The organism is Aerococcus urinaeequi, from assembly GCF_001543205.1.
In the GTDB taxonomy this organism is placed as follows: domain Bacteria; phylum Bacillota; class Bacilli; order Lactobacillales; family Aerococcaceae; genus Aerococcus; species Aerococcus urinaeequi.
In genome coordinates this window covers 1,532,076-1,558,628 of sequence record NZ_CP014162.1, presented here as the reverse complement: position 1 = coordinate 1,558,628, position 26,553 = coordinate 1,532,076, and the positions used below count along the sequence as shown (strand labels likewise).

At 38.4% G+C, this 26,553-nt stretch carries 29 protein-coding genes and 1 other annotated feature; of the genes, 9 read left to right on the top strand and 20 right to left on the bottom strand.

Translation table 11 applies throughout. The features are described 5' to 3' along the window. Positions 1–191: 191 nt before the first annotated feature. Entirely contained in the window at positions 192–644 is a 453-nt protein-coding gene (locus AWM74_RS07185; protein ID WP_026465415.1) for a GNAT family N-acetyltransferase, read from the top strand. A 236-nt stretch (positions 645–880) separates the two neighbouring features. After that, the gene (locus AWM74_RS07180; RefSeq protein ID WP_051218143.1) at positions 881–1,258 is read left to right on the top strand and encodes a hypothetical protein; all 378 of its coding nucleotides are present in this window, start codon (positions 881–883) and stop codon (positions 1,256–1,258) included. Between the two features lie 200 nt (positions 1,259–1,458). On the opposite strand, the gene yghU is transcribed toward AWM74_RS07180, so the two are convergent. Then, entirely contained in the window at positions 1,459–2,259 is an 801-nt protein-coding gene (yghU, locus tag AWM74_RS07175; RefSeq protein WP_026465416.1) for a glutathione-dependent disulfide-bond oxidoreductase, read from the bottom strand. A gap of 160 nt (positions 2,260–2,419) precedes the next feature. On the opposite strand from yghU, the gene ndk reads away from it, so the two are divergent. Beyond that, entirely contained in the window at positions 2,420–2,833 is a 414-nt protein-coding gene (gene ndk / locus AWM74_RS07170; RefSeq protein ID WP_026465417.1) for a nucleoside-diphosphate kinase, read from the top strand. Positions 2,834–2,926: 93 nt separating this feature from the next. Here the strand turns inward: ndk and AWM74_RS07165 are convergent, their stop codons facing one another. From AWM74_RS07165 to yjbM, 6 genes are all read right to left on the bottom strand, one after another. Further along, a complete protein-coding gene (locus AWM74_RS07165; protein WP_026465418.1) occupies positions 2,927–3,415 on the bottom strand; it encodes a redoxin family protein in 489 nt (162 codons plus the stop codon). A 33-nt stretch (positions 3,416–3,448) separates the two neighbouring features. After that, a complete protein-coding gene (gene metA / locus AWM74_RS07160) occupies positions 3,449–4,393 on the bottom strand; it encodes a homoserine O-acetyltransferase MetA (RefSeq protein WP_016897694.1) in 945 nt (314 codons plus the stop codon). Positions 4,394–4,505: 112 nt separating this feature from the next. Further along, positions 4,506–4,738, bottom strand: a binding site (T-box leader). Positions 4,739–4,854: 116 nt separating this feature from the next. Next, positions 4,855–6,216, bottom strand: a complete 1,362-nt coding sequence (gene mgtE, locus AWM74_RS07155; protein WP_026465419.1) for a magnesium transporter — start codon at positions 6,214–6,216, stop codon at positions 4,855–4,857. A 320-nt stretch (positions 6,217–6,536) separates the two neighbouring features. Beyond that, complete coding sequence (locus tag AWM74_RS07150) at positions 6,537–7,418, bottom strand: RluA family pseudouridine synthase (RefSeq protein ID WP_026465420.1); 882 nt, start codon at positions 7,416–7,418, stop codon at positions 6,537–6,539. Between the two features lie 83 nt (positions 7,419–7,501). Continuing rightward, positions 7,502–8,341, bottom strand: coding sequence for an NAD kinase (locus AWM74_RS07145; protein ID WP_016897697.1), 840 nt, complete (start codon positions 8,339–8,341; stop codon positions 7,502–7,504). 92 nt (positions 8,342–8,433) lie between these two features. Beyond that, positions 8,434–9,123: a GTP diphosphokinase gene (yjbM, locus tag AWM74_RS07140; protein ID WP_034257962.1), complete on the bottom strand. Its 690-nt coding sequence runs from the start codon at positions 9,121–9,123 to the stop codon at positions 8,434–8,436. A 208-nt stretch (positions 9,124–9,331) separates the two neighbouring features. Between yjbM and AWM74_RS07135 the strand changes: the two genes are divergently transcribed. Together AWM74_RS07135 and AWM74_RS07130 are read left to right on the top strand one after the other, a co-directional pair. After that, entirely contained in the window at positions 9,332–9,922 is a 591-nt protein-coding gene (locus tag AWM74_RS07135) for a CYTH domain-containing protein (protein WP_026465421.1), read from the top strand. Positions 9,923–10,141: 219 nt separating this feature from the next. After that, on the top strand, positions 10,142–10,837 hold the full coding sequence (locus AWM74_RS07130; protein ID WP_026465422.1) for a DsbA family protein: 696 nt from the start codon (positions 10,142–10,144) through the stop codon (positions 10,835–10,837). Between the two features lie 121 nt (positions 10,838–10,958). On the opposite strand, the gene pepF is transcribed toward AWM74_RS07130, so the two are convergent. The 3 genes from pepF to trpS form a co-directional block, all read right to left on the bottom strand. Further along, complete coding sequence (pepF, locus tag AWM74_RS07125; RefSeq protein WP_026465423.1) at positions 10,959–12,755, bottom strand: oligoendopeptidase F; 1,797 nt, start codon at positions 12,753–12,755, stop codon at positions 10,959–10,961. A 67-nt stretch (positions 12,756–12,822) separates the two neighbouring features. Continuing rightward, positions 12,823–13,920 carry a competence protein CoiA gene (locus AWM74_RS07120; protein ID WP_026465424.1) on the bottom strand — a complete coding sequence of 366 codons (1,098 nt, stop codon included), beginning with the start codon at positions 13,918–13,920 and terminating at the stop codon, positions 12,823–12,825. Positions 13,921–14,253: 333 nt separating this feature from the next. After that, positions 14,254–15,249 carry a tryptophan--tRNA ligase gene (trpS, locus tag AWM74_RS07115; RefSeq protein WP_026465425.1) on the bottom strand — a complete coding sequence of 332 codons (996 nt, stop codon included), beginning with the start codon at positions 15,247–15,249 and terminating at the stop codon, positions 14,254–14,256. Between the two features lie 214 nt (positions 15,250–15,463). Here trpS and spxA point away from each other — a divergent pair, with 214 nt between their 5' ends. Both spxA and AWM74_RS07105 read left to right on the top strand, forming a co-directional pair. Then, entirely contained in the window at positions 15,464–15,880 is a 417-nt protein-coding gene (gene spxA / locus AWM74_RS07110) for a transcriptional regulator SpxA (RefSeq protein WP_016897704.1), read from the top strand. Positions 15,881–16,009: 129 nt separating this feature from the next. Next, positions 16,010–16,711 carry an adaptor protein MecA gene (locus tag AWM74_RS07105; RefSeq protein WP_016897705.1) on the top strand — a complete coding sequence of 234 codons (702 nt, stop codon included), beginning with the start codon at positions 16,010–16,012 and terminating at the stop codon, positions 16,709–16,711. A gap of 134 nt (positions 16,712–16,845) precedes the next feature. Here the strand turns inward: AWM74_RS07105 and AWM74_RS07100 are convergent, their stop codons facing one another. The 10 genes from AWM74_RS07100 to AWM74_RS07055 form a co-directional block, all read right to left on the bottom strand. Then, a complete protein-coding gene (locus AWM74_RS07100) occupies positions 16,846–17,868 on the bottom strand; it encodes a lipoate--protein ligase (protein WP_026465426.1) in 1,023 nt (340 codons plus the stop codon). Positions 17,869–17,926: 58 nt separating this feature from the next. After that, the gene (locus AWM74_RS07095) at positions 17,927–18,463 is read right to left on the bottom strand and encodes a GNAT family N-acetyltransferase (RefSeq protein WP_026465427.1); all 537 of its coding nucleotides are present in this window, start codon (positions 18,461–18,463) and stop codon (positions 17,927–17,929) included. A 209-nt stretch (positions 18,464–18,672) separates the two neighbouring features. After that, positions 18,673–19,590: a MetQ/NlpA family ABC transporter substrate-binding protein gene (locus tag AWM74_RS07090; protein ID WP_236702829.1), complete on the bottom strand. Its 918-nt coding sequence runs from the start codon at positions 19,588–19,590 to the stop codon at positions 18,673–18,675. 35 nt (positions 19,591–19,625) lie between these two features. Further along, entirely contained in the window at positions 19,626–20,306 is a 681-nt protein-coding gene (locus AWM74_RS07085) for a methionine ABC transporter permease (protein WP_026465429.1), read from the bottom strand. Further along, positions 20,303–21,376, bottom strand: coding sequence for a methionine ABC transporter ATP-binding protein (locus AWM74_RS07080; RefSeq protein WP_016897711.1), 1,074 nt, complete (start codon positions 21,374–21,376; stop codon positions 20,303–20,305). The genes AWM74_RS07085 and AWM74_RS07080 overlap by 4 nt, the downstream gene beginning before the upstream one ends. 336 nt (positions 21,377–21,712) lie before the next feature. Further along, on the bottom strand, positions 21,713–22,072 hold the full coding sequence (gene rplT, locus AWM74_RS07075) for a 50S ribosomal protein L20 (RefSeq protein WP_016897712.1): 360 nt from the start codon (positions 22,070–22,072) through the stop codon (positions 21,713–21,715). A 53-nt stretch (positions 22,073–22,125) separates the two neighbouring features. Beyond that, entirely contained in the window at positions 22,126–22,326 is a 201-nt protein-coding gene (gene rpmI / locus AWM74_RS07070; RefSeq protein WP_026465431.1) for a 50S ribosomal protein L35, read from the bottom strand. A gap of 26 nt (positions 22,327–22,352) precedes the next feature. Next, positions 22,353–22,874 (bottom strand): translation initiation factor IF-3, encoded by a 522-nt coding sequence (gene infC / locus AWM74_RS07065; protein WP_081484288.1) that lies wholly within the window; start codon positions 22,872–22,874, stop codon positions 22,353–22,355. A 269-nt stretch (positions 22,875–23,143) separates the two neighbouring features. Continuing rightward, positions 23,144–23,584 carry a hypothetical protein gene (locus AWM74_RS07060; protein WP_016897714.1) on the bottom strand — a complete coding sequence of 147 codons (441 nt, stop codon included), beginning with the start codon at positions 23,582–23,584 and terminating at the stop codon, positions 23,144–23,146. A 97-nt stretch (positions 23,585–23,681) separates the two neighbouring features. Continuing rightward, positions 23,682–24,497 carry a MetQ/NlpA family ABC transporter substrate-binding protein gene (locus AWM74_RS07055; RefSeq protein WP_026465432.1) on the bottom strand — a complete coding sequence of 272 codons (816 nt, stop codon included), beginning with the start codon at positions 24,495–24,497 and terminating at the stop codon, positions 23,682–23,684. Positions 24,498–24,696: 199 nt separating this feature from the next. On the opposite strand from AWM74_RS07055, the gene AWM74_RS07050 reads away from it, so the two are divergent. Together AWM74_RS07050 and AWM74_RS07045 are read left to right on the top strand one after the other, a co-directional pair. Next, positions 24,697–25,230 carry a DNA-3-methyladenine glycosylase I gene (locus AWM74_RS07050; RefSeq protein ID WP_026465433.1) on the top strand — a complete coding sequence of 178 codons (534 nt, stop codon included), beginning with the start codon at positions 24,697–24,699 and terminating at the stop codon, positions 25,228–25,230. Between the two features lie 109 nt (positions 25,231–25,339). Beyond that, positions 25,340–26,530 (top strand): haloacid dehalogenase-like hydrolase, encoded by a 1,191-nt coding sequence (locus tag AWM74_RS07045; RefSeq protein ID WP_026465434.1) that lies wholly within the window; start codon positions 25,340–25,342, stop codon positions 26,528–26,530. Positions 26,531–26,553 lie beyond the last annotated feature (23 nt).

Here is a 26,553-nt window from a genome sequence, read left to right as displayed (position 1 = left end):
TTATAATTTGTTGGGCGTATGATTTATATAGCGTGCTAAGCTAAACACACCTCCTGAAATATGCCTTTCTATAATACCACAGACATCAAGTAATTTAAAATTGCAAATCACATAATAATTATTCCCGCTTATGTTATAATGAGTCTATCATTTTTAGCACTAAATTCATTTTTTATTGAAGGAGAAATGGCATGAAGACCGTTTGGACCAATGATATCAATTCAGAGCCCTATAGGGACGCTTTAAAAGTTAGAAAAGAAGTCTTCGTAGACGAACAAGGTATCGATATTGACGAAGAAATCGATAAATACGAAGCAGATTGCTTACATATGGTTGGCTACAATAGCGATAATGAACCCGTTTATACAGCGCGGTTACTCGCCTTAACACCGAATGCAGCCAAATTACAACGTGTAGCAATTGCTCAAAAATATCGTGGCCAAGGATTAGGCCGTGAGTTGATGGCCGTTGTTGAAGCGAAGGCCTCAGAGGAACATTTCTCACAAATCATTTTAGGTGCCCAAGAGCATGTAACAGGTTTCTACGAAGCGCTTGGCTATGAAAACATGGATACACCGAAATATATGGACGCAGGCATCATGCATGTCGATATGGAAAAAAGTATCGGTCACGTCAACGAATGACTACTAGACTAAAATAACCCAGCAAAAAGCTGCACCCCTTTGTTAATAAACAGGCGCAGCTTTTTCTGTGTGTCAATTTAAAGGTTAATCCATTTTGCCGAAATGCGCCCCGTTAACTTGCTAACATTTGATACCTACAATTGTATACAGTAAATTTAAGTCAAATTAGTCGGGCCTTTTTTCAAATGAAAATGCGCACTCTCCCTCAGTTGTTTCATCGAAGGGATGGTGGTTGTATGCAAATAAACGAACTGGTCCCCTTGTCGATGAGAATCCAGAAAAGTCTTAAAGAATATTTGATTGATTACCTGATCATTATCATTCTACTGGTGATCGTGGCAGTCATTTGTATCATTATCTACGCTGTGATGAGTGGCATCGCTGAAGTTAGCCTCCTTCAATCCAACTTGTTATCCTTCTTTACTAGTGTCTTACCAGTTGTGTTGATTTTCACTTATATGGATTATACAGGTGGTAGTTTCGGCAAAAAGAAAGCCTATATCAAGTTAGTGTTTCAGCAAAAAACAGTCGCCAAATGCACTGCCTCGAAATATCGTGAAGTTCACCCCTTGGCAACTAGGCCATATGGCGCCTGTTTCAGAGATATTTTCTAATTACGAATCGCTATCCAACCAAATACTAACGTCCCTATTTCTTGACCCGATTTTCTTGATTATGGCTATGCGAATCTTCCGTCCAATCGGCCGCCATATTGAGGACTTGATTGCGGGCACTCAAGTAAAATTTGTATAATAACAAAACCCTGTAAAGTCAGATTTCGGTCTAACGATACAGGGTTTTTTCGTGTATATTTTTACGCTTGGTCTAATGGTTTGTATTCTGCTGCCAAACCACGTTTAACTGCTGGGCGTTCATTGATTCTATTGGCCCATTCAACCACGTTTTTGTATGATTCAGCATCCAAGAATTCTTTAGATCCTTCATATAATTCACCAAGGACTAAACGGCCATACCATGACCAGATAGCGATATCCGCGATGGTATATTCATCGCCAGCGATAAAGTCACGGTTAGCCAATGTTTGATCTAGTAAGTCTAATTGACGTTTGGTTTCCATTGTAAAACGGTCAATTGGGTATTTTAATTTTTCAGGTGCGTAGCTAAAAAAGTGACCAAAACCACCACCAACATAAGGACCAGCACCGATTTGCCAGAATAACCAGTTCAAGGTTTCTGTACGCCCGTGGATATCTGTAGGGATTAAATGACCAAATTTTTCAGCTAAATAAAGTAGAATTGAACCTGATTCAAAAACGTTCAAGGCAGGTTCTTGACTTTGGTCTACTAAAGCTGGAATTTTAGAGTTTGGATTGATTTCAACAAAATCTGAACCAAATTGATCCCCGTTTCCAATATGAATTAAGAATAGGTCATATTCAGTATTTGACACGCCCAAGTCTTTTAATTCTTCTAGTAGAATAGTAATTTTAATCCCGTTTGGTGTACCCAAAGAATACAACTGTAAATCAGCCTCTCCAACAGGCAGTGTTTGTTCAAAACGGCTACCTGCAGTTGGACGGTTACCACCTAGATTCTTGATTTCTTCAGCTTCATTTTCCCATGTCCATACATTTGGTACAATATACTCGCTCATTTAATCGCTCCTTTTCTAATCCTTACTTGCTTACCTAAATATACCACTGCCCATGTAGTAAAGTTAAATCATTCGCTCATTGAAAGGGTTAAAAATTCGTAAATTACTGGTAAATTTCAGGGAGTTACTTATAATAGTAAATTAAAGGAGGCTTTTCATTATGCCTGAACAAAAAACTTTTATTATGTTGAAACCAGATGTCTTAAAACGCGGCTTGATGGGTGCCATTATCTCGCGTATCGAAGATCAAGATTATTTTATTGAGCGCGCCCAGGTCATGGAATTAGATAAACAAATGGTGGCCCACCACTATGCCCACTTATTGAATGAGGATTTTTACCCTGAGCTTGAATCTTATATGCTTTCTGGCCCAGTCTTTGCTATGGTGGTTACCGGCGATAACGTCATTGATGGGATGCGGAAAATCATAGGTGCAACCGACCCACGCGATGCAGCGCCTCATACCATTCGCGCTGATTTCGCCAGAAATGTGACTGAAAATGCCATTCACGGTTCAGACACAGAAGAAAATGCAGCCATTGAAATTACCCGTTTCTTCAATTCTTACGAATAGTAAATACACAAAAAGAGCCTACAACAGCCTACAATCCCCATTATTATATTGGGCATTAGCAAGTTGGTGAGTGCTCTTTTTTCAAATCGTCATTTAAATCAGCTGGTCAGCGGCAGCAAGTACGGCGTCATAATTGGGTTCGTCTCGCATGTCCGCAACGATTTCGATGTATTGGATTTGATTGGCGTCATCTACCAATAGGACGGTCCGTGCCAGTTTACCATTCTCAACCATTTCAAGTCCTGAGGCTTTGGCAAAATGGCCCGCCTGGTCAGAAAGGTAAGTCATGTCGACATTGTTGGCCTGGCACCAGTTAGTGATATCTGCAGGGTCGTTAAAAGAAATGGTCAAAATCGGATAATTCTTTTCTTTAGCTAGCGCTGCGAAACGGTTGGTTTGAATGTCACAAGTCTTAGTATTGATATCTGGGACAATGGAAATGACGGTTAACTCTTTGATATAGTTGCCCAATTGAACCACTTCTTTATCGCGGTTGTATAGGTCGACTAAGGGTAATTGGTCGCCTTTTTGTAAGGGTTGGCCCGCTAAATGAATGATCTGGTCGCCTCTTTTGATTTGCATAATTTTTCTCCTTCATTTTAATTAGAAAAGCGATTAAGCGTTCTGTTTGCCTTGCCAAGAGTCACTAATTTGTTCAATGACAAATGGCGTTACTTGGTAAACATAGTAGTTTAACCAGTTGGCATAAATGGTATTGGCTGCTGTCCGCCACTTCAATTTCGGCGTCTTCTCTGGGTTATTGCCAGGATAGTAGTTAACTGGCATTTCAATTGGCTTACCTGCTTCAACGTCACGCTTGTATTCCTTGCCTAAGGTTTCGGCGTCATATTCCGCATGGCCGAAGATAAATACAAAACGAGAATCAGTAGACTGAGCGATTGAAACACCTGTTTCTTCTGAACCAGCTAGAATTTCTAAGTTTGGTGCCTGTTCAAAAGATTCAGTTGGCACAGTCGTGTGGCGAGAATGTGGCATATAGAAAAGTTCATCCATACCGCGTACTAAAGATACCTTTTTATCTCTCAACTCTTGCTCGTAAATACCAAATAGTTTTTTGTCTAAAGGTTGTTTACCGATGCCGTAATGGTGGTAAAGGGCTGCTTGGGCGCCCCAACAAATATGCAAGGTTGAGAAAACATGATTATTTGACCATTCCATAATGGATACCAATTCGTCCCAGTAATTCACTTTCTCGAAATCTAGGTGCTCAACCGGCGCGCCAGTAATGATCATCCCATCAAAGTAGCGGTCCTTAATTTGGTCAAAGGTTCGGTAGAATTCTTTTAGATGGTTTTCTGAAATATGGGCCGCTTGGTGTGACTGCATGTGGATAAAGGTCACGTTCACTTGCAGGGGTGAGTTACTTAATAACCGCAGCAACTGCTCTTCCGTCGCTTCTTTAGTCGGCATTAAGTTCACAATAACCACTTCTAAAGTACGAAAGTCCTGCATGGTTGCACGACGTTCATCCATAACAAAAATATTCTCTTGGGTTAATTTTTGTAATGCTGGTAAATCTTGAACAACTTTAATTGGCATTGATATTCCCTCCATTTTATCATCCTAGCTTCATCATGCTAGCTAAGCGATTCTTCCCTCATCATCATCTTCACTTTACATAAAAAAAAGTCCTTATAATACAACACAGTATTATAAGGACGTCTAGAACGTGGTACCACCTTACTTTGCGAACACTCGGCTCGCCTCATTCGTACAATCATACGAAGATAGGTTATCGACTATCAATCGCAAGTGCTAAAGGTAAGTACATTCTACACTCGTCACTCCCAGACCATTTTCAAAGGAAATACTTACACCTACTCTCACCAACCGTAGATTCTCTGAGCAAAGATTTCCATTTACTTATCTTTTCAATGTGATTCATTTTTATGTTTATCATCAAGTTCTTATATTTCTATAAGCAAATATTAAAACAATCTACTCAAACTGTCAACCGTTACCGGTTCTCCCTATTACTTATTTGTGATAATTAATTGCATTTACACTAAAAATTGGAGGAATTGTGAGGCGATTGAAAAATAAATTAATACTGACGTTAAATCGGACAGGGTTGTAATAAAGGGTCCTGATGCAACCGCAGGGTCAAAACCAAGCTTATCCATCAAAATAGGAATCAATGATCCAGCTAAGTTAGCCACTGTAATCGCCGCTAACATGGAGACACCAATTACCCCACCTAATACAAAATTGCTTTGCCAGATACCGACAACCGTCATGATGACTAATCCTGTCACGAAACCCGAAATTAATCCTGTCATAATTTCACGTAAAATCATTGACCCCATAGTAGAGGCCTCATCTTCTGGTGTCGCCAATTTACGAACCGCAACCGCTAAGGACTGTGTCCCCGCATTCCCTGAAGTACCTGTAATCAATGTAATAAATAAGGATAAAGTCGCTACTTCAGAAATCATGCCTTCATATTGGCTGATCAAAGTAGAAGTTCCCATTCCTAGAAATAGCAAGGTAATCAACCATGGCAAACGTGATTTCGCTGAATTCCAGGGTGACGAATATTGCTCGTCCACGTCTACCCCGGCCAAACCAGAGTAGTCTTGCATGGCTTCATCATTCAAGACGTCGATAACGTCATCGACGGTTACGATACCAATCAATTCCCCTGTTTCTTCAACAACGGGCACCGCTAGAAAATCGTAGTCTTGAATGGTACGGGCAACATTGATTTGGTCTTCATTAACATCTACCGATACAACACGATCAGACATTAACTCATTAACCATCACATTACCATCATTCACGATCAAGTCACGAAGAGATAGTACTCCGACTAAACGGTTATCATCATCCACAACGTATAGGTAATAGATTGTTTCAGCATTTGCTGCTTTAGCACGCAACATCGTCATCGCTGATTTAACAGTTTGATTGGTTGTAATCGACACGAATTCAGTGGTCATAATTGACCCTACAGTCTCATCTGCATAATGCATCAACACTTTAATATCATCTGCCACCGCTTTTGGCATTAAATGCATGTAAGTCCGTACTTTTTCAACATTTAATTCATTTAAAATATCTACTGCATTATCGGTATACATGTAGGAAAGAACATCAGCTGCATATTTATCATCCATATCATAGAGGAAGGTCAAAATACGGTCGTGATCGTCTTCATCAATAATATCGTAAACTTCAGCTAGTTCTTGTGGCGCTAAATAATCATGCAATTTCACCCGCTCAGCTGGATCCAAAGTCAGGTAAATCTGTGCTTGATCATATGTATGGTTTTTGAAGAATTCTTCTCTAAACCGGTCTTGGTCATTATGATGCAGTGCCTCTATAATACTTTCATAGATTTCCTCATCAGTAGGCTGACTCATCTCAAAGATTTCCACTTCTTCGTTTTCTGTTTCTCGATTATCTAAGACTTGTTTATTTTCATCGCGACTCATATTCTCACCCCTAAGTCATTTTTTTGATATGTTGTCATTTTGATTGAGGCTGTAACACAGCTGTCACACCTTCTATTTGTATCTAACAAACATCATAATATCGGGCGCCAAAAGTCAAACTCTTCCAATACTCCCCAAAACACGTCAATTACTTGCAGTAATTGTTCGGCTTTTGGTCCAGTCCGTTGAGTCTGAACGACTTTTGTCACACCATCTATTTTAACACATGCCAACCATTGTAATATAACCTATAGGTCAAAGCAAGCAGAAATATCTTCCGGCAAGGGTGCCTGGATTTCAACCATTTCACCGGTAAATTGGTGTTTAAATTTTAGGGACCGACAATGCAAGGCTTGTCTTTGAATGCCATGGTCCATTTGACCACCGTACAAGTCGTCTCCAATAAGTGGTGCATCATTAAAAGCAAAATGCACCCGGATTTGATGGGTGCGTCCAGTATGTAACTGTACTTTATAGACTTTTAAGGCGCCCACTTGTTCAGCTAGCCAATACTCTGTTAAAGCTGATTGTCCTGATTCGTGAACCCGTCGTTCAATGATTGACCGCGGACTTCTAGCAATCGGATCATCAATAAAACCATGGTCAAGGTCAGATACTTTTTTATCCGAAACAGCTAGATAGGTCTTTTCAATGCCTTTTTGCTGCATTTGCTGATCAATTAAGCCATGGGCAAAAGCGTGTTTCGCAAATAACATGACCCCGCTCGTATCCCGGTCCAACCGCGTCACCACATGGATGACCTGGTTGTCATAATCCTGACGCTGGTAATAGGCCTTTAAAATATTAGCCATTGACCCCTGAGGATTGTATTGGGACGGAATAGAGGTGTAGCCAGCTGGTTTGTTGACGGCGATATAATGGTCATCTTCAAACAAAATATCAATCGGTAGATGAATGGCCTCGATGATTTCTTGCTTCCCCTCATTCGGCAAAATGACCGTCACTTTATCGCCGACGGTCAATTGGTGACGGACATTCTCTTCTTGTCCGTTTACTAAAATTTGTCCTCCATGAAACTTGATTTGGGACAATAGTCGCCTAGAAATCCCCCTGTGTCTCAAAAAGGTACGTGTTAACAAAGCTTCATCCGCTTGCCATTCGAATACCATCATAAAAATTGTCGACCTTTCATTTACGCTGCTTTATTTGTTACTTTAATCTATTGCTTTTTCACATACCAAATGCAGAAAAACTAATTTTCTTCCTTTGTGAGTTTGCGCTTTGGATAGTCGTTGATGCCGATAAATGAGTTTTCTACTCTATCCCAAAAGTGCATGTGACGGTAACGAGCAAAATGCACGCGTTCCTTGGCTACACGGTAAGTAATTTTTTCAACATCATTCAATGGCATATTCAAGTGGTCTAAAGACAAGAATACGCCAGTCATGGCATGTTCTTTGGCCGGTTTTAAGACAATCCACTCATCTTTAGCGATCAATAAGGGACTGGCTAAAGACCGGTACACGCGGTTATTAATTGAAGCAATCTCCGTCATTTGAATGGTATCTAAACGCGGGTGGACAACGGCCCCACCTAAGGATTTATTTAACCCTGTTGAACCAGTTGGCGTTGAAATACATAAGCCGTCTCCTTTAAAGAATTCAAATTTTTCTTCTTTAATGAAAATCTCGCACGTCATTGTCCCCTCATACCGTCTAATGGCAGACTCATTCAAAGCAATGTGGTGGATCACTTGGCCATCACTGTATTCAATTTCGACTTCTAGTAAGGGATAAGACACACTTTCACCTGAATCATTACTTAAGGCTGCAAGGAATTCAGGCAATTCACTTTCTAGCCAATCTGTATAAAAACCTAAGTGCCCAGTATGTAAACCAACAAAACGAACAGAGTCTAACTGGTCCGCATAAGTATGGAAGGTTTTTAGCAAGGTACCATCTCCACCAACGGAAATAGCTAATTCAGGATTTACATCATCCAATTCAAAGCCTGAGCTTGCACAAGATGCATAAATCATATCGCGAATTTTTTTAGAACTTTCAGTGTCACTGTATCGTACTGCCACTCTCATCTATATACCCTCCACAATTGATTTAATCACCGTTACATTTACATCTTCATTCCCACTGTAACTAGATCCGAATATTTTAATTAATCGTAAAATTATAGTGGGCGCTTATGTTTGTCTTCTACTGGATTAGGGAATTGCCTCTTCTGTCTACTATTTGACCCAGTCGTTTGAAAATAATTCTGAGCTTCTTTAATTTCTTCACGAATTTCAGACATTTCCTCGTCTAAACGAAAGGCTGCTTCAGCTGCTCTTTCAAGGCGTTGGTGCAATTCTAATGGATAATCACCCGCATACTTGTAATTCAATGAGTGCTCAATCGTCGCCCAAAAGTTCATCGCTAACGTCCGCACTTGTATTTCAACAAGAATCGAATCGGTTCCCGTAATTCTTTCGATCGGATAAGCAATGACAATATGGTATGAACGATACCCACTTGCCTTCTTATGACTAATATAATCACGTTCAACAATAATGTCAAAATCTTCACGCTGGTGAAGGATTTCAACAACTTGATAAATATCTTCCACAAACTGACACATGATGCGAATACCACCGATATCTTCAATCACGGTTTGAATATTATGTACGTTTAGGTCTGATACTTCTCTAAATTCAGCTTTTCTTAAAATACTGTCAGGTCTCTTTACCCGGCCAGTAACAAATTCGATTGGCGAATGAATATTTGCTTCTTCAAACTCCGTACGAATACCCTTAAATTTAACTTTTAACTCCTCGACAGCCTGTCGATACGGCGCAAGAAAACTATGCCAATCTTCCACCATCTGGTCACCCACTTTATTTAATCTACTTGCATACACATCCTGTATATTCTATCACAAAAACCATTAATTTATAACAAGAAACTCAAAGATAGCAAGTCACCTTTGTCGTTTTATTCGTCTAAAATGCATGGTACCGCCAACCCCTTTTATTGTAAAAATTAGGTATATCTTGATATACTTAAGGCGGATAAAGAAAAGAGGCGATCCAATGGCAAAAAATTTAGAAATAGAATACAAAAATATTTTAAGTCAAGCAGAGTACCAGGAATTGTTTAACCACTATAATTTCGCGGAAACTGCCCCCTTAACCCAAGAGAATATCTATTTTGATACTGCCGATGGTGAATTGCGTAAACGACATATTGGTTTACGAGTGCGTATAACAGATGCTTATGTCCATTTAACAATGAAACAACCTGTTAAAGACCATCAGAAATTGGAAACAACTGAAAAATTGTCCCTTATCGATGGCGAATCTATTAAAGAATCTGGAAAATTAAGTTATGGCGGTGAGGTTACTGATTTCCTAGCAACAATTGATATTGCACTTGATGACTTAGTCATTATCGGGCGATTTAAAACTATCAGACACCAACAAGTGGTTGAAGGTCAGGATATGGTGCTGGACCACTGTTTTTTCCAAGATTACGAGGATTATGAACTTGAAGTTGAAACAAGTAATCCAGAAACTGGTCTCCTTTTTTATCAAAATTTATTGCAAAAATTTCAAATTCCGCAACGACCAATTAAACAAAAAATCGTGCGTATGAATCAATCAAAAGCTGATTCCTTGGGCTAAATTCAGTTATGCTATCAATCTATTACCTATAAGAAGCGAATGAAATTCTCTTAGCCTAAACAAATAGATTGCAGTTTTAAAGTTGGCCTGTTAGAATTGGTGAATAGTTGAGAACTCGATGTGATTAGATAGTTAGTTAAAACTAATCAATAGACAAGTTAAATAAACAAATGAAATTAAACCTGATTGTTTTAAAAAATATGAGTAAAGGAGTAGAGTATGGCACAAAAGATTGTTCAAACGAATAGCAGTAAAAAAACCACGCCAGGCGCCTGTAAGCACAACCATGTGTTTGAAGTTTTCTTATTTGTTAACCCGTTCGGTGACACTTGTTTAAATTGCGAAGAAGAAGTGTTAAAATTTGTACAACAAACAGATAAGAAAGTTTACCTCCGTTTTATCACAACATCAGATATGCAGACCTTTAACAACTACATTAAAGAACTAGATAAACCTTTATCTTTAGCTGATCGTAACAGCTTGTATCTTGCACATCAAGAAGTCTGTAAGGGCTACAAGGCTGCTCTATTACAGGGTAAGAAAGTTGGTCGTGAATACTTGATGAAGATTCAAGATTACTTCGGTCGCCAAGGTAACCCTTACTCACACGAAAAAATGCTAGAAATCGCGCAATCTAACCGTCTTGATACGAACATGTGGTTGCAAGATATCCATTCAGATCTTACTCAAGAAAGCATTATTGCTGATGCTAAGTTGGCTCGCCAAATGCAAATTTCAGCCAACCCTACTGTTGTTGTATTTGATAATATCAATTACAAATACGGCTTTAAACTTGAAGAGAATATTACTCTTGAAAACTTAGAATACCTAACGGATCAAATGATGGTACCCTCTGAAGAAGCTATGGATCAAGAAATGAGTCAAAAGCCAATATTGACTTGTATTAAAAAATAAAATATCCAAAAGAGGTCGGAATATTCCGACCTCTTTTTTCGTCTCGTCATTGAGGGGTTGAAATCTTAAAACGGCAAGAAAGAAGGACTGCAGTCAATGCTACAGCCCCTTCAATCTATTTCTATTTGTTTAATAGGCCTTTTAATTCAGCTAATCTTTGCTCGAATTGGGCAAAGGTTTCTTCGATATAAGTGGCATTGGTCATATCGATACCCGCTTTTTGCATAACATTAATTGGGAAATCAGATGAACCTGATTTCAGGTAAGTTAAGTACTTGTCAACGGCACCCTCTTCACCTTCTACTAAACGTTTAGCCAATGTGTTGGCTGCAGAGAATCCTGTTGCATATTGGTAAACATAGTAGTTCATGTAGAAGTGAGGGATACGAGACCATTCTAAAGCGATTGTTTTATCCTCTCCGATTGACGGACCGTAGTAGGCCTTGTTTAATTCGAAGTAGTTTTCACTTAAGAAGTCTGCTGTTAAAGGTTGTCCGTTTGCATCTGATTCATGCATGAATTTTTCAAATTCAGCAAACTGTGTTTGACGGAAGATTGTCCCTTTTACCCCATCAAGATAGTGGTTCAAGATATAGATTTGTGCATCCTTATCTTCAATTGTATCTAGTAAATATGAAGTTAATAAGTTTTCGTTTGTCGTAGAGGCAATTTCTGCTACGAAAATTGAGTAGTCCCCATATACGTATGGTTGGTTACTTCTAGTGTAATAAGAGTGCATTGAGTGACCTAACTCATGAACTAATGTATACAAGTCATTCAATGAATCTTGCCAGTTTAGTAAGATATATGGGTTGGTATCATATGCACCTGATGAGTATGCTCCTGAACGCTTACCTTCATTTTCATAAACATCGATCCATTTCTCGTCAAAGGCTTTGGCCAAGTCTTTCAAGTATTGGTCACCTAAAGGCGCTAAAGCCTTAAATGTAATCTCTTTAGCTTCTTCGTAAGTAAATTTCACCGGTGCATCACCTGTTAATGGTGTATACATATCCCACATTTGTAAGTCATCAAGACCTAGCATGTCTTTTCTTAAGGCAACATATTCATGTAATAGATTTGTATTCTTTCTTACTGTATCGACTAATGTGTCATAAACACTTTCTGGAATATTGTTGTTGTCTAAAGCTTTTTGACGTGCTGAATCGTAGTGACGAATTTTAGCCGTATAATTATGTCCTTTAATATTACCTGACATCAATGAAGCGTTGGTATTTTTAACCCCTTCATAAGTTGCATAAAGTTGTTTAAAGGCATTTTCTCGAACAGAACGGTCTGCACTTTCTAGTAGGACACCGTATGAACCGTGAGAAAGGGTAACATCATTGCCCTCTTCATCTTTGACTTTACCGAATTTTAAGTCAGCATTGTTTAAAAGTGAGAAAGTTGTTGAAGAGACACCAAAGATTTCGCTAGCACCAGCAAGTAAAGCCTCTTCACTTGGTGATAAGACATGCGCCTTCTTCGCAAATAACTCACGGAAGAAGTGACCATATTCAGAGTGGTCTTCCAAAGTTTTTTGTACATCTTCAGATACTGCTAATACTTCTGGCTCAAACCAAGAGATCTTTTCACTAACTTGAGCAAGTAAGGCACCCGCTTGACTGTTGTAAGTTAGGTACTTGTTGTCTCCTGTGTCTTGGTCATGTTTTAAATGTGCATAAACGTATAGGGATTCCAATTCACGGCTCACCGCTAATAAGGCCTCTAATACGGTTACCACTTGGTCAGCACCTTGATCTAGAGTGCCTTTATAGTCTTGAAAAGCATCCGCTTTCTTTGGGAATCCACTTAAGGCATTCTCAAAAGCTCGATCATCTGGGAAGATACTAGTTAAGTCCCATTGAAACGCACTGTCTACTTCATTTCTAGGTTTTACTTCAAAAATTTTTGCCATAATATACCTCCGTTTTTTAATAGTATTTTCATTTTAACACACGAAGGTTGGTTTCTACATTAATACGCTAGCTATTTTCGTAATTAGCAAACAGCCACATCAGCCATGAAATAATGATTTCTTTGGTAAATAATGGATGTTCAATGACCAGCTGATTATCGAATAGTACATTGGCGAATTGGGCAAAATGGGTCCGCTCAAAATCTGGGTCATTCTTTTGATAAATGGCTACATAAGCTAGAATAATGGCCCAGTCAGCCACTTTTGAAAACATTGCGGTCGCTTGGTAGGTATATAAATCCGCTGGTGCTTCTTGTAAGTAAACTTGTCGTTGGTAAATGATTTCTAGAATTTTTTGTTGATTAGCTGTTGGACTAACAAGAACTTTCTTAATAAACTTGGCTAAATCTTTTGGGGCTGGACTAATTATGGGATAGTCTTTGCCAAATAATAAACTGGTCAAAAAGTCCCCCTTTTCATAGGTGAGATGGTCATTGAAGTAGTTGATATAGCGTTCAATGGACATCCGAATTTGCTTTTGCCCTTGACCATAAAGGTTGACGGTCAATAAAACTACTTTACCTGAGGCCTCATGCCAAAAAGGCAGATAAAAACCAAACTCGTAATCATACCGTAAAAAGGGACGGACGGCATTCAAAGTCTTAGAAGTGGGTCCTTTGTGGTTGTTATCAAAAATGCTATGATAAGTAGATTGGTAGCCTAATAACCATAGAACACGACAATCTACATCCTGATAATCCGCTTGGCGTTTGAAGACATCTTCAGCAGAAATTGGGGCATACTGTAATTCGATGGCTAGGTTATTACTAACCTTGACTTGATCGGGCACATAAATATCGGCCCGCCTAACTTGTTTTTCAACTGCATGCTCTATATAACCTTCTATATCAACCGTCTTTAATTTGCCATGAATAATGGTCTTTTGGTCAAAATGAATATCTGATTCATTCACCTTATGATGGTCCTTAATAGTCTTAGCATAGTGAGCAAAATGAGGTCTCGTATCTTTCCCCTTCTTTAAGTAAACTGCCCTCTTACACTGGCTGCAATAATAACTTTCTATTGTTGGTACTTTTTGACCGTTTTCGTCAATCAGATCTACTGCGAAGACAAATGATTCATCTTCTCTTTGTGCAAATTTCATCCCTCAGCCCCCTATCACTTAATTATATACGCCGTAAATATTCGAAAGCGCCGGGCTATTTTTCAAAATAAAAAACCTAGCTAGGTGAGGTTTTTACTTGGCGAAGATTGGGTGGTTATTTTATGAACTTGTTCGGAGGTTAACTTGCGGTTTAGCCCACTCTTCACAATCATATTTTATAAGGGTTTACACGTTTAAGCTTTTTGGCAGAATAAAATGAACCGGTCTATTTTTCATGAAAAAAGTGTGTTGCTAGCCAACTTGGTTGGTTGGCTAACACCACACTATGAAAGTTGTTTATTTGAATTGGTAAATTTGATTAGCTTCGTCGGCTTATCTAAATCCGATTGCTTTCTCCATGGAAGCCAGTGTTTCATTGGCTACTTCATTGGCTTTCTTGGCACCATCTGCTAAAATGTCATCTAATTCAGATGAAGCCATCAATTTTGCGTGACGTTCTTGCATTGGTTCAAGGATAGAAATCACGACATCCGCTAAGTCTTGTTTGAATTTACCGTAACCAGCACCTTGATACTCAGCGACGATGTCATCAATTGGACGGTTGGCGAATGAAGAATAAATCGTTAACAAGTTAGATACGCCGGCTTTATTTTCTTTATCGTAAGAAATTTCACCAGAAGAATCTGTCATTGCAGATTTAATTTTCTTCGTAATTGTTTTTGGATCATCCAATAATGAAACGAATGATTTTTTGTTTTCGTCTGATTTACTCATTTTCTTCGTTGGTTCTTGCAAGCTCATAATACGGCCACCCTCTTTAGGTGCGTAAAATTCAGGCATTGTTAGAATTGGGCTTTCCTTCTTACCTGTATAACGATTGTTGAAGCGTTCAACAAAGTTTCTTGTTAATTCAAGGTGTTGTTTTTGGTCATCCCCCACAGGTACTAAATCTGTTTGGTATAAAATGATGTCTGCAACCATTAATGGTGGATAAGTTAATAGACCTGCTGAAACAGATGCTTGTTTAGCTGATTTATCTTTGAATTGTGTCATACGCTCTAGTTCACCTAAGGCTGTGTTACATTGAACAATCCAAGCAGCTTGTGCATGGGCCGGTACTTGGCTTTGAATAAAGATCGTCGCTTTTTCTGGGTCAATCCCTAAAGCAATATATAAGGCAGCTAGTGAACGTGTGTTTTTACGTAACTCCTCAGGATCTTGCGCTACTGTAATGGCATGTTGGTTTACGACACAGTAATAGGCTTCAAAGTTATTTTGTAATTCGATAAATTGCTTCATAGCACCAACATAATTACCGATTGTTGGCGTTCCGCTTGGTTGTACACCAGAAAAAATACGTTTTGTCATCTAAATATCCCCTCACTTAAATTCTACTCTAGTATAGCATATTTTTACTGTCTTGTTAGTATTCGCCTTGTTCGAATGACTAGATGATACCGCTATAATAACTTATCTTTGATACGTCAAGATTGGTTAAAAAACCATAGAAAATTCACAAACTCTGTGTTATACTGTATATATGTTAGTTAAGAATTGTTTTTCATACAAAGGAGAGATACACATGGTTAAATTATACATATCACCAAGTTGTACTTCATGTCGCAAAGCTCGAGCATGGTTAGAAGAACATGAAATTCCTTACACCGAAAGAAATATCTTTTCAGAACCATTAACAGAAGATGAAATCAAAGCCATCCTACGCATGACAGAGGAAGGTACTGAAGAAATCATTTCAACTCGATCAAAAGCATTCCAAGAATTAAATGTTGATCTTGATGAAATTCCGTTGAACGATTTATTTGAATTAATCCAAAATAATCCTGGTTTATTACGACGCCCTATTATTTTAGATGATAAACGTTTACAAGTTGGTTATAACGAAGATGAAATTCGTCGTTTCTTACCAAGAAGCGTTCGTAAACTTGAATTACAACAAGCGTTGGCCTCTTACGAAGAACAAGAAGCACACGCAAATTAAATTTTAAAACAAGATAATATGATGGAAAGAGTGCAAATTTCTGTACTCTTTTTATTTTCTTAAACTAAATTACTTTAACTTTCGCATCAATTAGTTTACACTACTTATTAATAGATTGGGGTGATTACGATGGAAATGGAGTATATTAACGAAAATACTATCCGCGTGTTTATAGATACTGATGATTTAATTGAGCGAGGCATCTCGTTTATGGATATCATGAGCAATCAAAACGAAGTTGAGCATTTTTTCATGAGTATCCTTGAAGAGGTCGATGTGTCCCAGAAATTCCAACACACTGAAGCGATCACTTTCCAAGTAATGCCAAAAAGGAACGGTATCGATTTGTATATCAGTAAAGGTTTTGGCGATGACAATGAAGAAGATAGTGCTTTCCAGCAATTAATGGAAACAATTGGCGAGCTTGAAGATGAAGATAAAGAAAATGCAAATGAACGCCAAAATGTCTTAGATGACCTCGCTAACCAAGAGGCAGACAAGAAGAAAAAAGCAGCGAGTGCTGAAACAGAGGAACCTCGTGTTCCTAGAGAAATCACTTTAGTCTTCCGGATTTTTGAAGATTTCCTAGCTTTCGCGCGTGACTTTAAAGATGAATTTGCACAAGTAGACTTATACGTTTATAACGAATCTTACTTTGCCTTGATTAAATTTGAAACAAACGAATTAACAGATGATGAAATTGAAGATTTAATTTCATTCGCCGAAGAATACGCTGAAGTATCCGCATTGAATGCTGGATTAGTCCGTGAACGCGGTCATGAAATTGCCAGAGGCAACGCGAGTGTCCAAATTCGTCGCGCATTTGGCTAAGACAAACCATAGAATTCATAAACCAGTTACCCAAATCGGTTGGCTGGTTTTTTTGTGGCAAAATTTGCCTTTAATCAAAAAGACAAGGATCCATTTGAATCCTCGCCCCTTCTTACTTATGTTATTTTCTATTTTTATAATGAAGCTAAGTCAGCTAATTCTGCAGCTGTGACGTTACCAAAGTAGTTTTTAATGTTAATGCTATTAAAAATATCGATTAAATTTTCACGGCTATATTCTTGTCCAATCAAGGCATTTTCAACGTCAGTAATTTCCCCTAAACCAAAGAAGTCACCGTATATTTTACATGCTATAATTTTACCTTTTGAAATGTTAAATTGGAATTCGATTTGGCCAGCAGGCGTTCTTTCATCTCTGATGATTTCAAAGTCCGGGTTTTCTCCGTAGTTCCAGTCATCATTATTGGTATATTGTTGACGAAAGTCTTCAATCCATGCCCAGTCATCATCAGTTAAGACATATTCCTGGATGTCTTCAAGATTTTCTACATCAAAAATATTACGTAATAAAGCTGATCTGAAATCGAACAAGGTCATATTTTGAGAGGCAGCATCCATATGTGGCTTAATATTCGTTACGCGACTTCGGATTGATTTTACCCCTTTTGCCTTTAGTTTGGCTGCTTTAGGTTTCAATACTTTAGTCGTTTCTTCAATGTCTACATCAAACATCAAGGTACCGTGAGCTGTCATTCGCCCATTCTTAGAATACATAGCATTACCAGAGAACTTTTGGTCACCGATTACAAGGTCATTACGTCCGCGTAGCTCAGCGCCTTCAACACCCATTTTGCCAAGAGATTCAATAATAGGTTCAGTGAATTTCTTAAAGTCTCTAAAGGAATTGCCGTCATCATTAGTAATAAAGCAGAAGCAAATATTACCTAAATCGTGGTAGACTGCTCCACCGCCTGAAAAACGACGGACAACATGAACGTTATGTTCTTTAACATAAGGCTCATTAATTTCAACGTGCGTATTTTGATTTTTTCCAATGATAATTGAAGGTTCATTAATATAAAATAGTAAGATTGGTTCATCTAATTTCTTTTCATTTAACAAAAAGTATTCAATCGCCAAATTATAAGTGGGGTCAAAAATCTCTTTACCGTTACGTTCATTTTTTACATAATACATAACTAACTACCTCTCTATCTCAGACTTGATTTCAACTCGTTATAAGTACTATTTTAGTCTAAAATTTGGATAAATCAAACTCGTAAGTATACCGTGAGCTACCTGAAGGCATATACAGTAACCCTGTTCTAACAAAGCCATTTCTTTTTAAGGTTTTCTGCATCATAATATTATCTGGATGAGTATCAATTCGTAAGGAATCAACGTTATTTACGATTCCCATCTTTTTAATATCTAAAAACATCTGAGTAGTTACTTTGCGTCCACGTAAATGTTGAGATACCATCACACGGTGAATTGCCAGATAAGACCCAGGTACAGTCCACTCACCTTCTGCAAGGTTTTCATACAATTCATCATAAGTATCCAAGACACAAAAGCCTGCAATCCCTGTACTATCCCGTTGTTCCCACACAAAAGCTTGATCATGCATAATCGCATCTAATAAAATTTCACTGGATATCGTACCATTCTGCCATTGATCTATATTATTCATTGCAAGTAAAGCTATCGCATCTTCAAGCATACCAGTTAATTGCGCCATATCGCTCTCAATTGATCCGCGAAGTGCTAGTCCCATATTAATATGACTCATCCATGTCTTCTCCTAAGTTCATTTTTTACTTTGAATAAATTCAACTTATTTTATCAGATTGTATCCTCAATGCATAGTTAGAAAATGACCAAAAATAAATTATGAAATAAATTTAATTTAACAATATTTACAATATAAAAAGCACAGGTTTAACCAATATTTGGTTTTAACCTGTGCTTAACATATCGCTATAATACTATTTTTGCAAATTATTCTGCTGGCTCAGTTTGGCCAACAACTTCATCAAAGTCCGCTTGAATATCATCATTATCCGTCCAAGCTGGTTGGTCAGCGCCTGATGTTACTTCGTCAATTTTAGCTGCAGTTTCGTCAGATTGGTAAGCTTTCACAATTGTTTGGATGTCTTCATTTTCCGCATCTTCAGATCTTACAACAACAGCATTTTTGTATTGTGCACCTAAAGAACCTAAGTCATCAGTATCTAAGAAAATTGAATCTTCCTCAGGTACTAAACCGGCATCTACTGCGTAGTTAGTGTTGGCAACTACTAAGTCAGCATCAGCAAGTGAACGAGGTACTTGAGCTGCGTCAACTTCAGTAATTTCAATATTTTTAGGATTAGCTGTGATATCTTCAACACTTGGTGTTATACCTGCAGCATCATCAATTTCAAGGATACCAGCTAATTCTAATAATAGTAAAGCACGACCACCATTTGTCACGTCATTTGGGATAACCACTGATCCACCATCAGCTAAATCTTCGATACTTTCAAGTGAGTCTGAATATGCACCCATTGGAGAGATATAAGTATAACCAACTGGTTGTAGGTCAGCATCATTTGATGCCACAAATTCGGCTAAGTAAGCTAAATGTTGGAAAGCATTTAAGTCTAAGGAACCATCAACTAAGGCAGTATTTGGTGTAACGTAATCAGTAAAGGTTTCAACATTTAAGGTGATGCCTTCATCTGCTACACGTTCAGCAACGTCTTCCCATACTAAACGTTCAGTATCACCAACGACACCAACAGTGTATTCAGCTTGTTCTTCAGTTGCAGATTCTGATGCAGCTGAATCACTTTCGTTACCAGTTGTACCACAAGCAGCTAAAGCAATGATTGAAGCAAAGATTGTTGCAGATAATTTAAATTTGTTATTCATCATAATTCTCCTCCAAAATTTGATTAGTGACAGATTTTTTAGTGCTCTACTTTTTTCACCAAGCGATCAGCGATAGCTTGAGAGATAAAGACAATAATTAGGATAATGATTGTAGAAATAATCGTTACATCTGTTTGGAATCGGTTATATCCGCGTGTGATAGCCAAGTTACCAAGACCACCACCACCGATAGTTCCGGCCATAGCTGTTAATCCAATCACATTGATAATTGACAATGCAGATACACGGATAATACCTGGTAAGGCTTCTTTTAAGTAAACTCTGAAGACAATATCTCCAGTAGACAAGCCCATCGCTTGTGCCGCTTCGATCACGCCTGGGTTAACTTCTACCAAGGCATTTTGAATCTGACGAGCATAGAATGGCACAGTAGCTACGACTAATGGCACGATTGCTGCAGTTGTACCAATTGAAGTACCAGCGATGAGTCTAGTGATATTAACTAGTAAGGCAATCATAATAACGAATGGAATAGACCGGAAAATATTCACAAACTTGTCTAAGACACCGTAAACGGCAGCGTTGGCTTTTAATCCTTTAGGTTGGGTTAAGACTAACCAAACACCTAGCCCAAGACCAAGAACAAATCCAAGTCCGGCAGTCCAAAGTGTCATATAAAGTGTTTCAATTGTTGCTTCTAGAAATTCATCAGGAATGCTTGCTGCATTTGGTAAGATACTTTCGATAAAATTCATTATGCATCAACCTCCTCTTGAATATAGTGGTCGTCTTCGATTTTGTATTCTTCTAAAGTAATACCTTCGTAAGTAATAAAGTCAATGGCTTCTTGTACTTTCGCATCTTCACCACTTAGGCTTAGTAGCAAAGTACCCACTGGAATATCTTGTAAGATTTCAATATTACCGAATAAGATGTTGGCTTTCACTTGGAATTGCTCTGTTAATTTTGAAATTAACGGATCACCAGTTGAAGCACCTGAGAAGGTCACGCGGATTACGCGGTCAGCTGGGTGAATATTCAATAATTCTGGTTTGCTTAAAACTTCTTGAATGCCCTTTTCAATTGGTGACGCAGACTCGATAAAGTCTTTGGTCAATTTTTGTTGTGGATTTCTGAAGATATTGAAAATCGTATCTTGTTCAACAACCACACCATGCTCCATTACCGCCACACGGTTACAAATTTCTTTGATAACGTGCATTTCGTGGGTAATGATGACAATTGTTAGGTTTAAGCGTTCATTCAATTCTTTCAATAATTCAAGGATTGATGAAGTTGTTTTGGGGTCTAAGGCAGAAGTCGCCTCGTCACATAATAAGACATCTGGATCGTTAGCCAAGGCTCTCGCAATCGCTACACGTTGTTTCTGTCCCCCAGATAGTTGGCTTGGGTAAGCATCTTTACGGTCAGCTAATCCAACTAATTCCAACAACTCATGTACTTTCTGTTTCTTCTCTTCCTTAGATAATTTAGAATCCTTCAATGGGAAAAGGACATTGCCCTCAACCGTTCTCGCATTCATTAAATTAAAGTGTTGGAAGATCATCCCGATTTTCTTACGAGAAGCACGTAATTCTGCTTCTGATAAGGCATTGATTTCTTTATCATTTACAATTACTTGCCCAGAAGTTACTGGTTGCAAGCGGTTTATGGTACGAACCAGTGTGGATTTACCAGCACCAGAGTAACCAATCACGCCAAATATTTCGCCCTCAGCGATTGAAATATTGACATCTTTTACTGCATCAACGGTACCATTTGGTGTATCAAATTTTACCGCGACGTCTTTTAAGTCGATAATTGACATCTGCTTCACCTCTACATTAACTTATAAATTTTTCCTTTTGACGCTATCGCTTCATTCTATCATAAGATGACTTACTTTAGTCTAATCTTGGTTGAATCCGCCACTAGGCAATAGCATTTTCTATCATCCTCTAATATTCATGATTCATTTTTTGGGAAAATGGCTCACGGCTTTTCTAACACATATTTTACCAAGTGTTAAGTGATTTGGATAATACGAATATTTCATAACCCTTGATAGTATAAATAGAACACCAAAACATTTTTAGCTCATAAACAAAAAAGTCCAGTAGACACTCGCTAAAAGCTGGTGCTACGTGGACTTTGATTGTCTGATTTATTTGTTTAAAGCTGCTTTCGCTTGTTCGCAGATAGCTGCAAATGCATCAGCATCGTTAACTGCTAATTCAGCTAACATTTTACGGTTCATGTCGATGTTAGCAACTTTTAAGCCGTTGATTAATGTGCTGTAGCTCATTCCGTTCATACGAGCAGCTGCATTAATACGTGTAATCCATAAACGACGGAAGTCACGTTTCTTTTGACGACGGTCACGGTATGCGTAAGTATGAGATTTCATTACAGCTTGTTTAGCTGTTTTGTATAATTTAGACTTCGCACCGAAGTAACCTTTTGCTAACTTAAGATATTTTTTACGACGACGACGTGTTACTGTTCCACCTTTAACTCGAGCCATTTAATTTCCTCCTTTTGGTACTGTCCAGTCCGTGACTGAACGCTTAGATAATCTTATTTGTAAGTGTCCATCATTTGTGAGATACGTTTAATATCTGATGAATGAACTGTAGTCGCTTGTTTATGTTGACGACGTTGTTTTTTAGTTTTACCGTGGAAACGGTGAGAACGCTCTGAATGACTACGTTTTAGTTTACCTGAAGCAGTCTTTTTGAAACGTTTAACTGAAGCGCGGTGAGTTTTTTGTTTTGGCATGTTTTTTCCTCCTAAAAAGTGTTCAATTATTTGTCAGCAGTTGGTGCCATTTGAAGGAACATTGAACGTCCTTCCATTTTTGGTCTTTGTTCAACTTCTGCAATATCTTTAAGCTCTTCTGCAAAGCGTTCTAGCACTTCGCGACCGATTTCTTTGTGCGTAATAGCACGTCCACGGAAACGAATTGAAGCTTTCACTTTGTCACCTTTTTCAAGGAACTTGCGAGCTTGACGCAATTTTGTGTCGAAATCATTTTGTTCAATCGTAGGAGATAAACGTACTTCCTTCAGACTGACTTGTTTTTGATTTTGACGTTGTTCACGCTCTTTCCGTTGTTGCTCATAACGGTATTTACCGTAATCCATGATGCGAGCAACTGGTGGTTTTGCGTTTGGTGATACTAGTACTAAGTCAAGTTCAACTTGTTCAGCTTTATCTAAAGCCTCGTCTTTACTTAACACACCTAATTGTTCACCTTCAGAATCAATTACACGAAGTTCACGTGCACGGATATTTTCATTTACGAACATATCTTTTGCGATAGTAATACACCTCCATTGATGCTGTATAAAAAGAAATTTTTCTGCAAGATTGCATAAATCTGTATGAAAGAGAAATTTCACATAGAAAAAACGACGGATAGCACAATCACTACCCGTCGTATTAAGCACACAGATCGAGTCTGTGTGAACTGAATATCTATCAACCCGAGGACGTAACTTGTCAACTCAGGTGAGAAACGGGTGTTTCTGCTTCTTTTCTCAACTCCAATAGCATAACACCCTGCAATCTCTTTGTCAATCATTTCTCTCAAATTTTATACTTTAGTCAGCTCGCGGATTGGTCGCCCTTTTTCATCGTAGATAAAGTCCTTGACCCGCTGGCCATTCCCCATTGCAACAAGTAGCAGGTCACGATAAGGTTCTGCTAATTCTTCAAATAGGAAGGTTTCCTCATCTAATTGCGCCAGTTTACGTTTACTATCAATCTCACCAGGACTTCTCAACTTACATTTAGTCGATGGTAACTTGTCCAAATGCCGTTTCTCAATACGATAGTAGTAATTGTCATCACCATATGTAATTTCTAGGGCACCTGAATTGGTCCGTCGTTTATTCACATCGGTATACTTTTCTTGATGAAGTGTCCACCAGCTTCGAATCCCCTCAAAGGCCGCTTCTTCGCTAGCATATGATCCATGTTCCTTTCGAACACCATCGCGTCGATTTTCCCAGTAGTTTGTGTAAACTTCCACCATGTACATCACTCCTATTCTCTTGATACCCCTATCATATAGGAAACGGCCTAGCGATGTAAACGCTTTCTATAAATATTCACACTTTCTTTCGGATTTCTTAATCTGGAATGATCCAATAAGTTTCATCTGAACTATTATTGATTTCTTCTATTTGCGATTGAAAATCGTCCGAATTATAGATATCCACGACTGCTTGCACCCAATCTTCTTCCGCTGTTTCAGGAGTGGAAACTACAGCTTGCAGTAACAAGTCTTCCCGCACATCCTCCGCTAATAACATAGTTGAGAAGTCCACGCCCGCGTCATACGCGATTGAGCCTGGAATAATGGCGTAGGCTAAATCTTCCAAGGTTCTTGGGATTGACGCTGATTGCATTGGTACAATTTCAATGCCCGCCGTATTTTCTGAGATGTCATCAACCGTTAAATTCTCGAGATTGGCATCCTCACTGAATTTTATCCAGCCCGCTTTCCGCAAAACTAGTAAAGCTCTCGTATAATTTGATGGGTCATCCGGGATACCCACACGGTCCCCGCTTGAGACAGCAGCCAAATCATCCTTTGTACCTGGGAACAAACCTGTTGGCACAGTCGGTACCGGTGTCACAGCCGTTAGTTCTGCACCCGCTTCTTCATTAAAGTTAGCTAAATATAAGGAATGTTGGTCAACATTTAAGTCTGCTGACCCTTCTTGTAAGGCAACATCCGCTGACCGCAAATCCGTAAACTCAATTTCTTGTACTGTATAGCCTTCTTCTTCTAACTTAGGGGCCACTTGGTCTAGAAATAACTCACTATAAGGACCAGGTGACGTCGCGACTCGAATAGTAGTTTCCTCACTACTATCACTAGAACACGCTGCAAGCACCGTTGCCGATAAACCCAATAACCCCAACTTCACAAAATGCTTCATAATAACCTTCCCCCATATCAAATTATTTTCTTTTCACAACTTCATTATATTGAAAGATTCAAGATATTGATAATACCTTACTTTAATCATGAGTAATCGTTTATAACGAACCCAACTATTATAATTGGATTAAATTTGCTATAATTTGGACACACTAAGAAATCCTAGTGAAACTTGCAAGGTGAAGGAGTTTTTTTTCATGGTCATACGCTGTCAATTTGCCAATACCCCAAACATGGTTGCTTATCATGACGAGGAATGGGGTCAAGATAAACCCACTAGTCAGGAAGTCTTTGAGGCCCTGTGCTTAGAATCCATGCAAGCTGGTTTATCCTGGGCTATAATCCTGAAAAAAAGGCCAGCACTGAGAGCAGCTTTTGCTGATTTTGACATGGAGGCCTTGGCCAAGTTTGATGAAGCTGATGTTGACCGGCTTATGCTTGATGAAGGGGTCATTCGTCACCGCCAAAAAATCCAAGCTATGATAAACAACGCCCAGTGTGCGCTAGCAATCGAAGAAGATACTCATTTTCCAAGTTTTAGAGATTTCATCTACCAAACAGCACAACAATTAGTGGTCGAATTTGACGGAAATGAAGACGAAATCAATAAAGCGCTGATGAAATTACTGAAGAAACGCGGGTTTAAATTTGTCGGGCCAACCACAATCGAATCATTTCTAGAGACAATTGGTGTCTATAACCACCACGATCTACAATGTTATCTTAGATAATCAATGTATTTACTTAATTATGACTTAGATTTTACATGAATTTATTACTATTCCTTTATAATGGGAAATAAGCGAATGATGAATTCAATATATATATGAGGAGATTTTTATGCCGTTAAATATCAATCAACAAAAATGGGACCCCTTTGTTGTCCAACGTTTAAACACAGTCATTCAGGAATCTGCATCTGATTTAGATACAGATAGGCCTGATACCGAATATGCCGTATTCGATTTTGATAATACGACCATCATGCATGATATAGAAGACCATTTAATGATGTATATGATAGATCATTTAGCCTATAAGATGACACCTGATGAATTCTATGAAGTATTAACAAATGGGCCTATGAATTTCAATCAACCTATTTTTCCAAACTCACAAAATAGAGCGACCTATCTTGACTTGGCTGATGATATCATCGCGCAATACCAAGTCCTATACACAGACCATATTGCTTTAGATGAAAGCGAGCGTTTACCTCTAGACCAAGTGAAAGAATTGACACAATTCGATGAGTTTGCCGCAAAACTTCGGTTATTTTATCAAAAAGTAGGTAGTAAATTTCAAAGAACACCTGGTGAAAATTCGCCTATTTATTGGTTTAAGGGCTATACAGTAGATGAGTTTAAAGCCCTATCTACTGCTGTATTCGAAGATGCTTTAGCTAAGCCTATTGCACTTCGTCGTCTATTTTCTAGCCCGCATATTAAGAGTAAAGTTGGAAAAGTCGAAGCTACTATCCAACAAGGAATCCGGATTCCTGACGAAATTCTACATTTATGGCAAGCACTAAGAGATAATAATATTACTATTTATATCATTACAGCTAGTCCAATTGATTTAGTTCGCTCAATCGTAACCAAATCACCTTTTAATTTAGATGCTAGTCAAGTCTTTGGTCAATGCTATGAGGTTGATCAAGAAGGGGTTATGGATTCACGCTTAGAAGCAGGAACATATATTACTAAAGGTCTAGGAAAAGTTGAAGTAATCAAAAACTTTATGGTAGAAACTCACGGTAAAGAACCAGCCATGGTATTTGGCGATTCCATGGGTGATTATCCAATGATGACGCAACTGCCCTTTGTTAAGCTATCGGTACTATTTAACAGATATGCTAATGATCAGACACAACAATTAGTTGTGAAAGGCATCAACATGTACCGACAAGAAGATGCAAATTTAGTAGTACAAGGACGCGATGAAAACAAAGGTACACTACGCCCAAGTATGGCAACCATTCCATTAGGTCATTTAGAGCCAGTATTACAAGCAGGCGAATTATACTTATAGAAGAAAAAAGAAGGCTGAGAAAA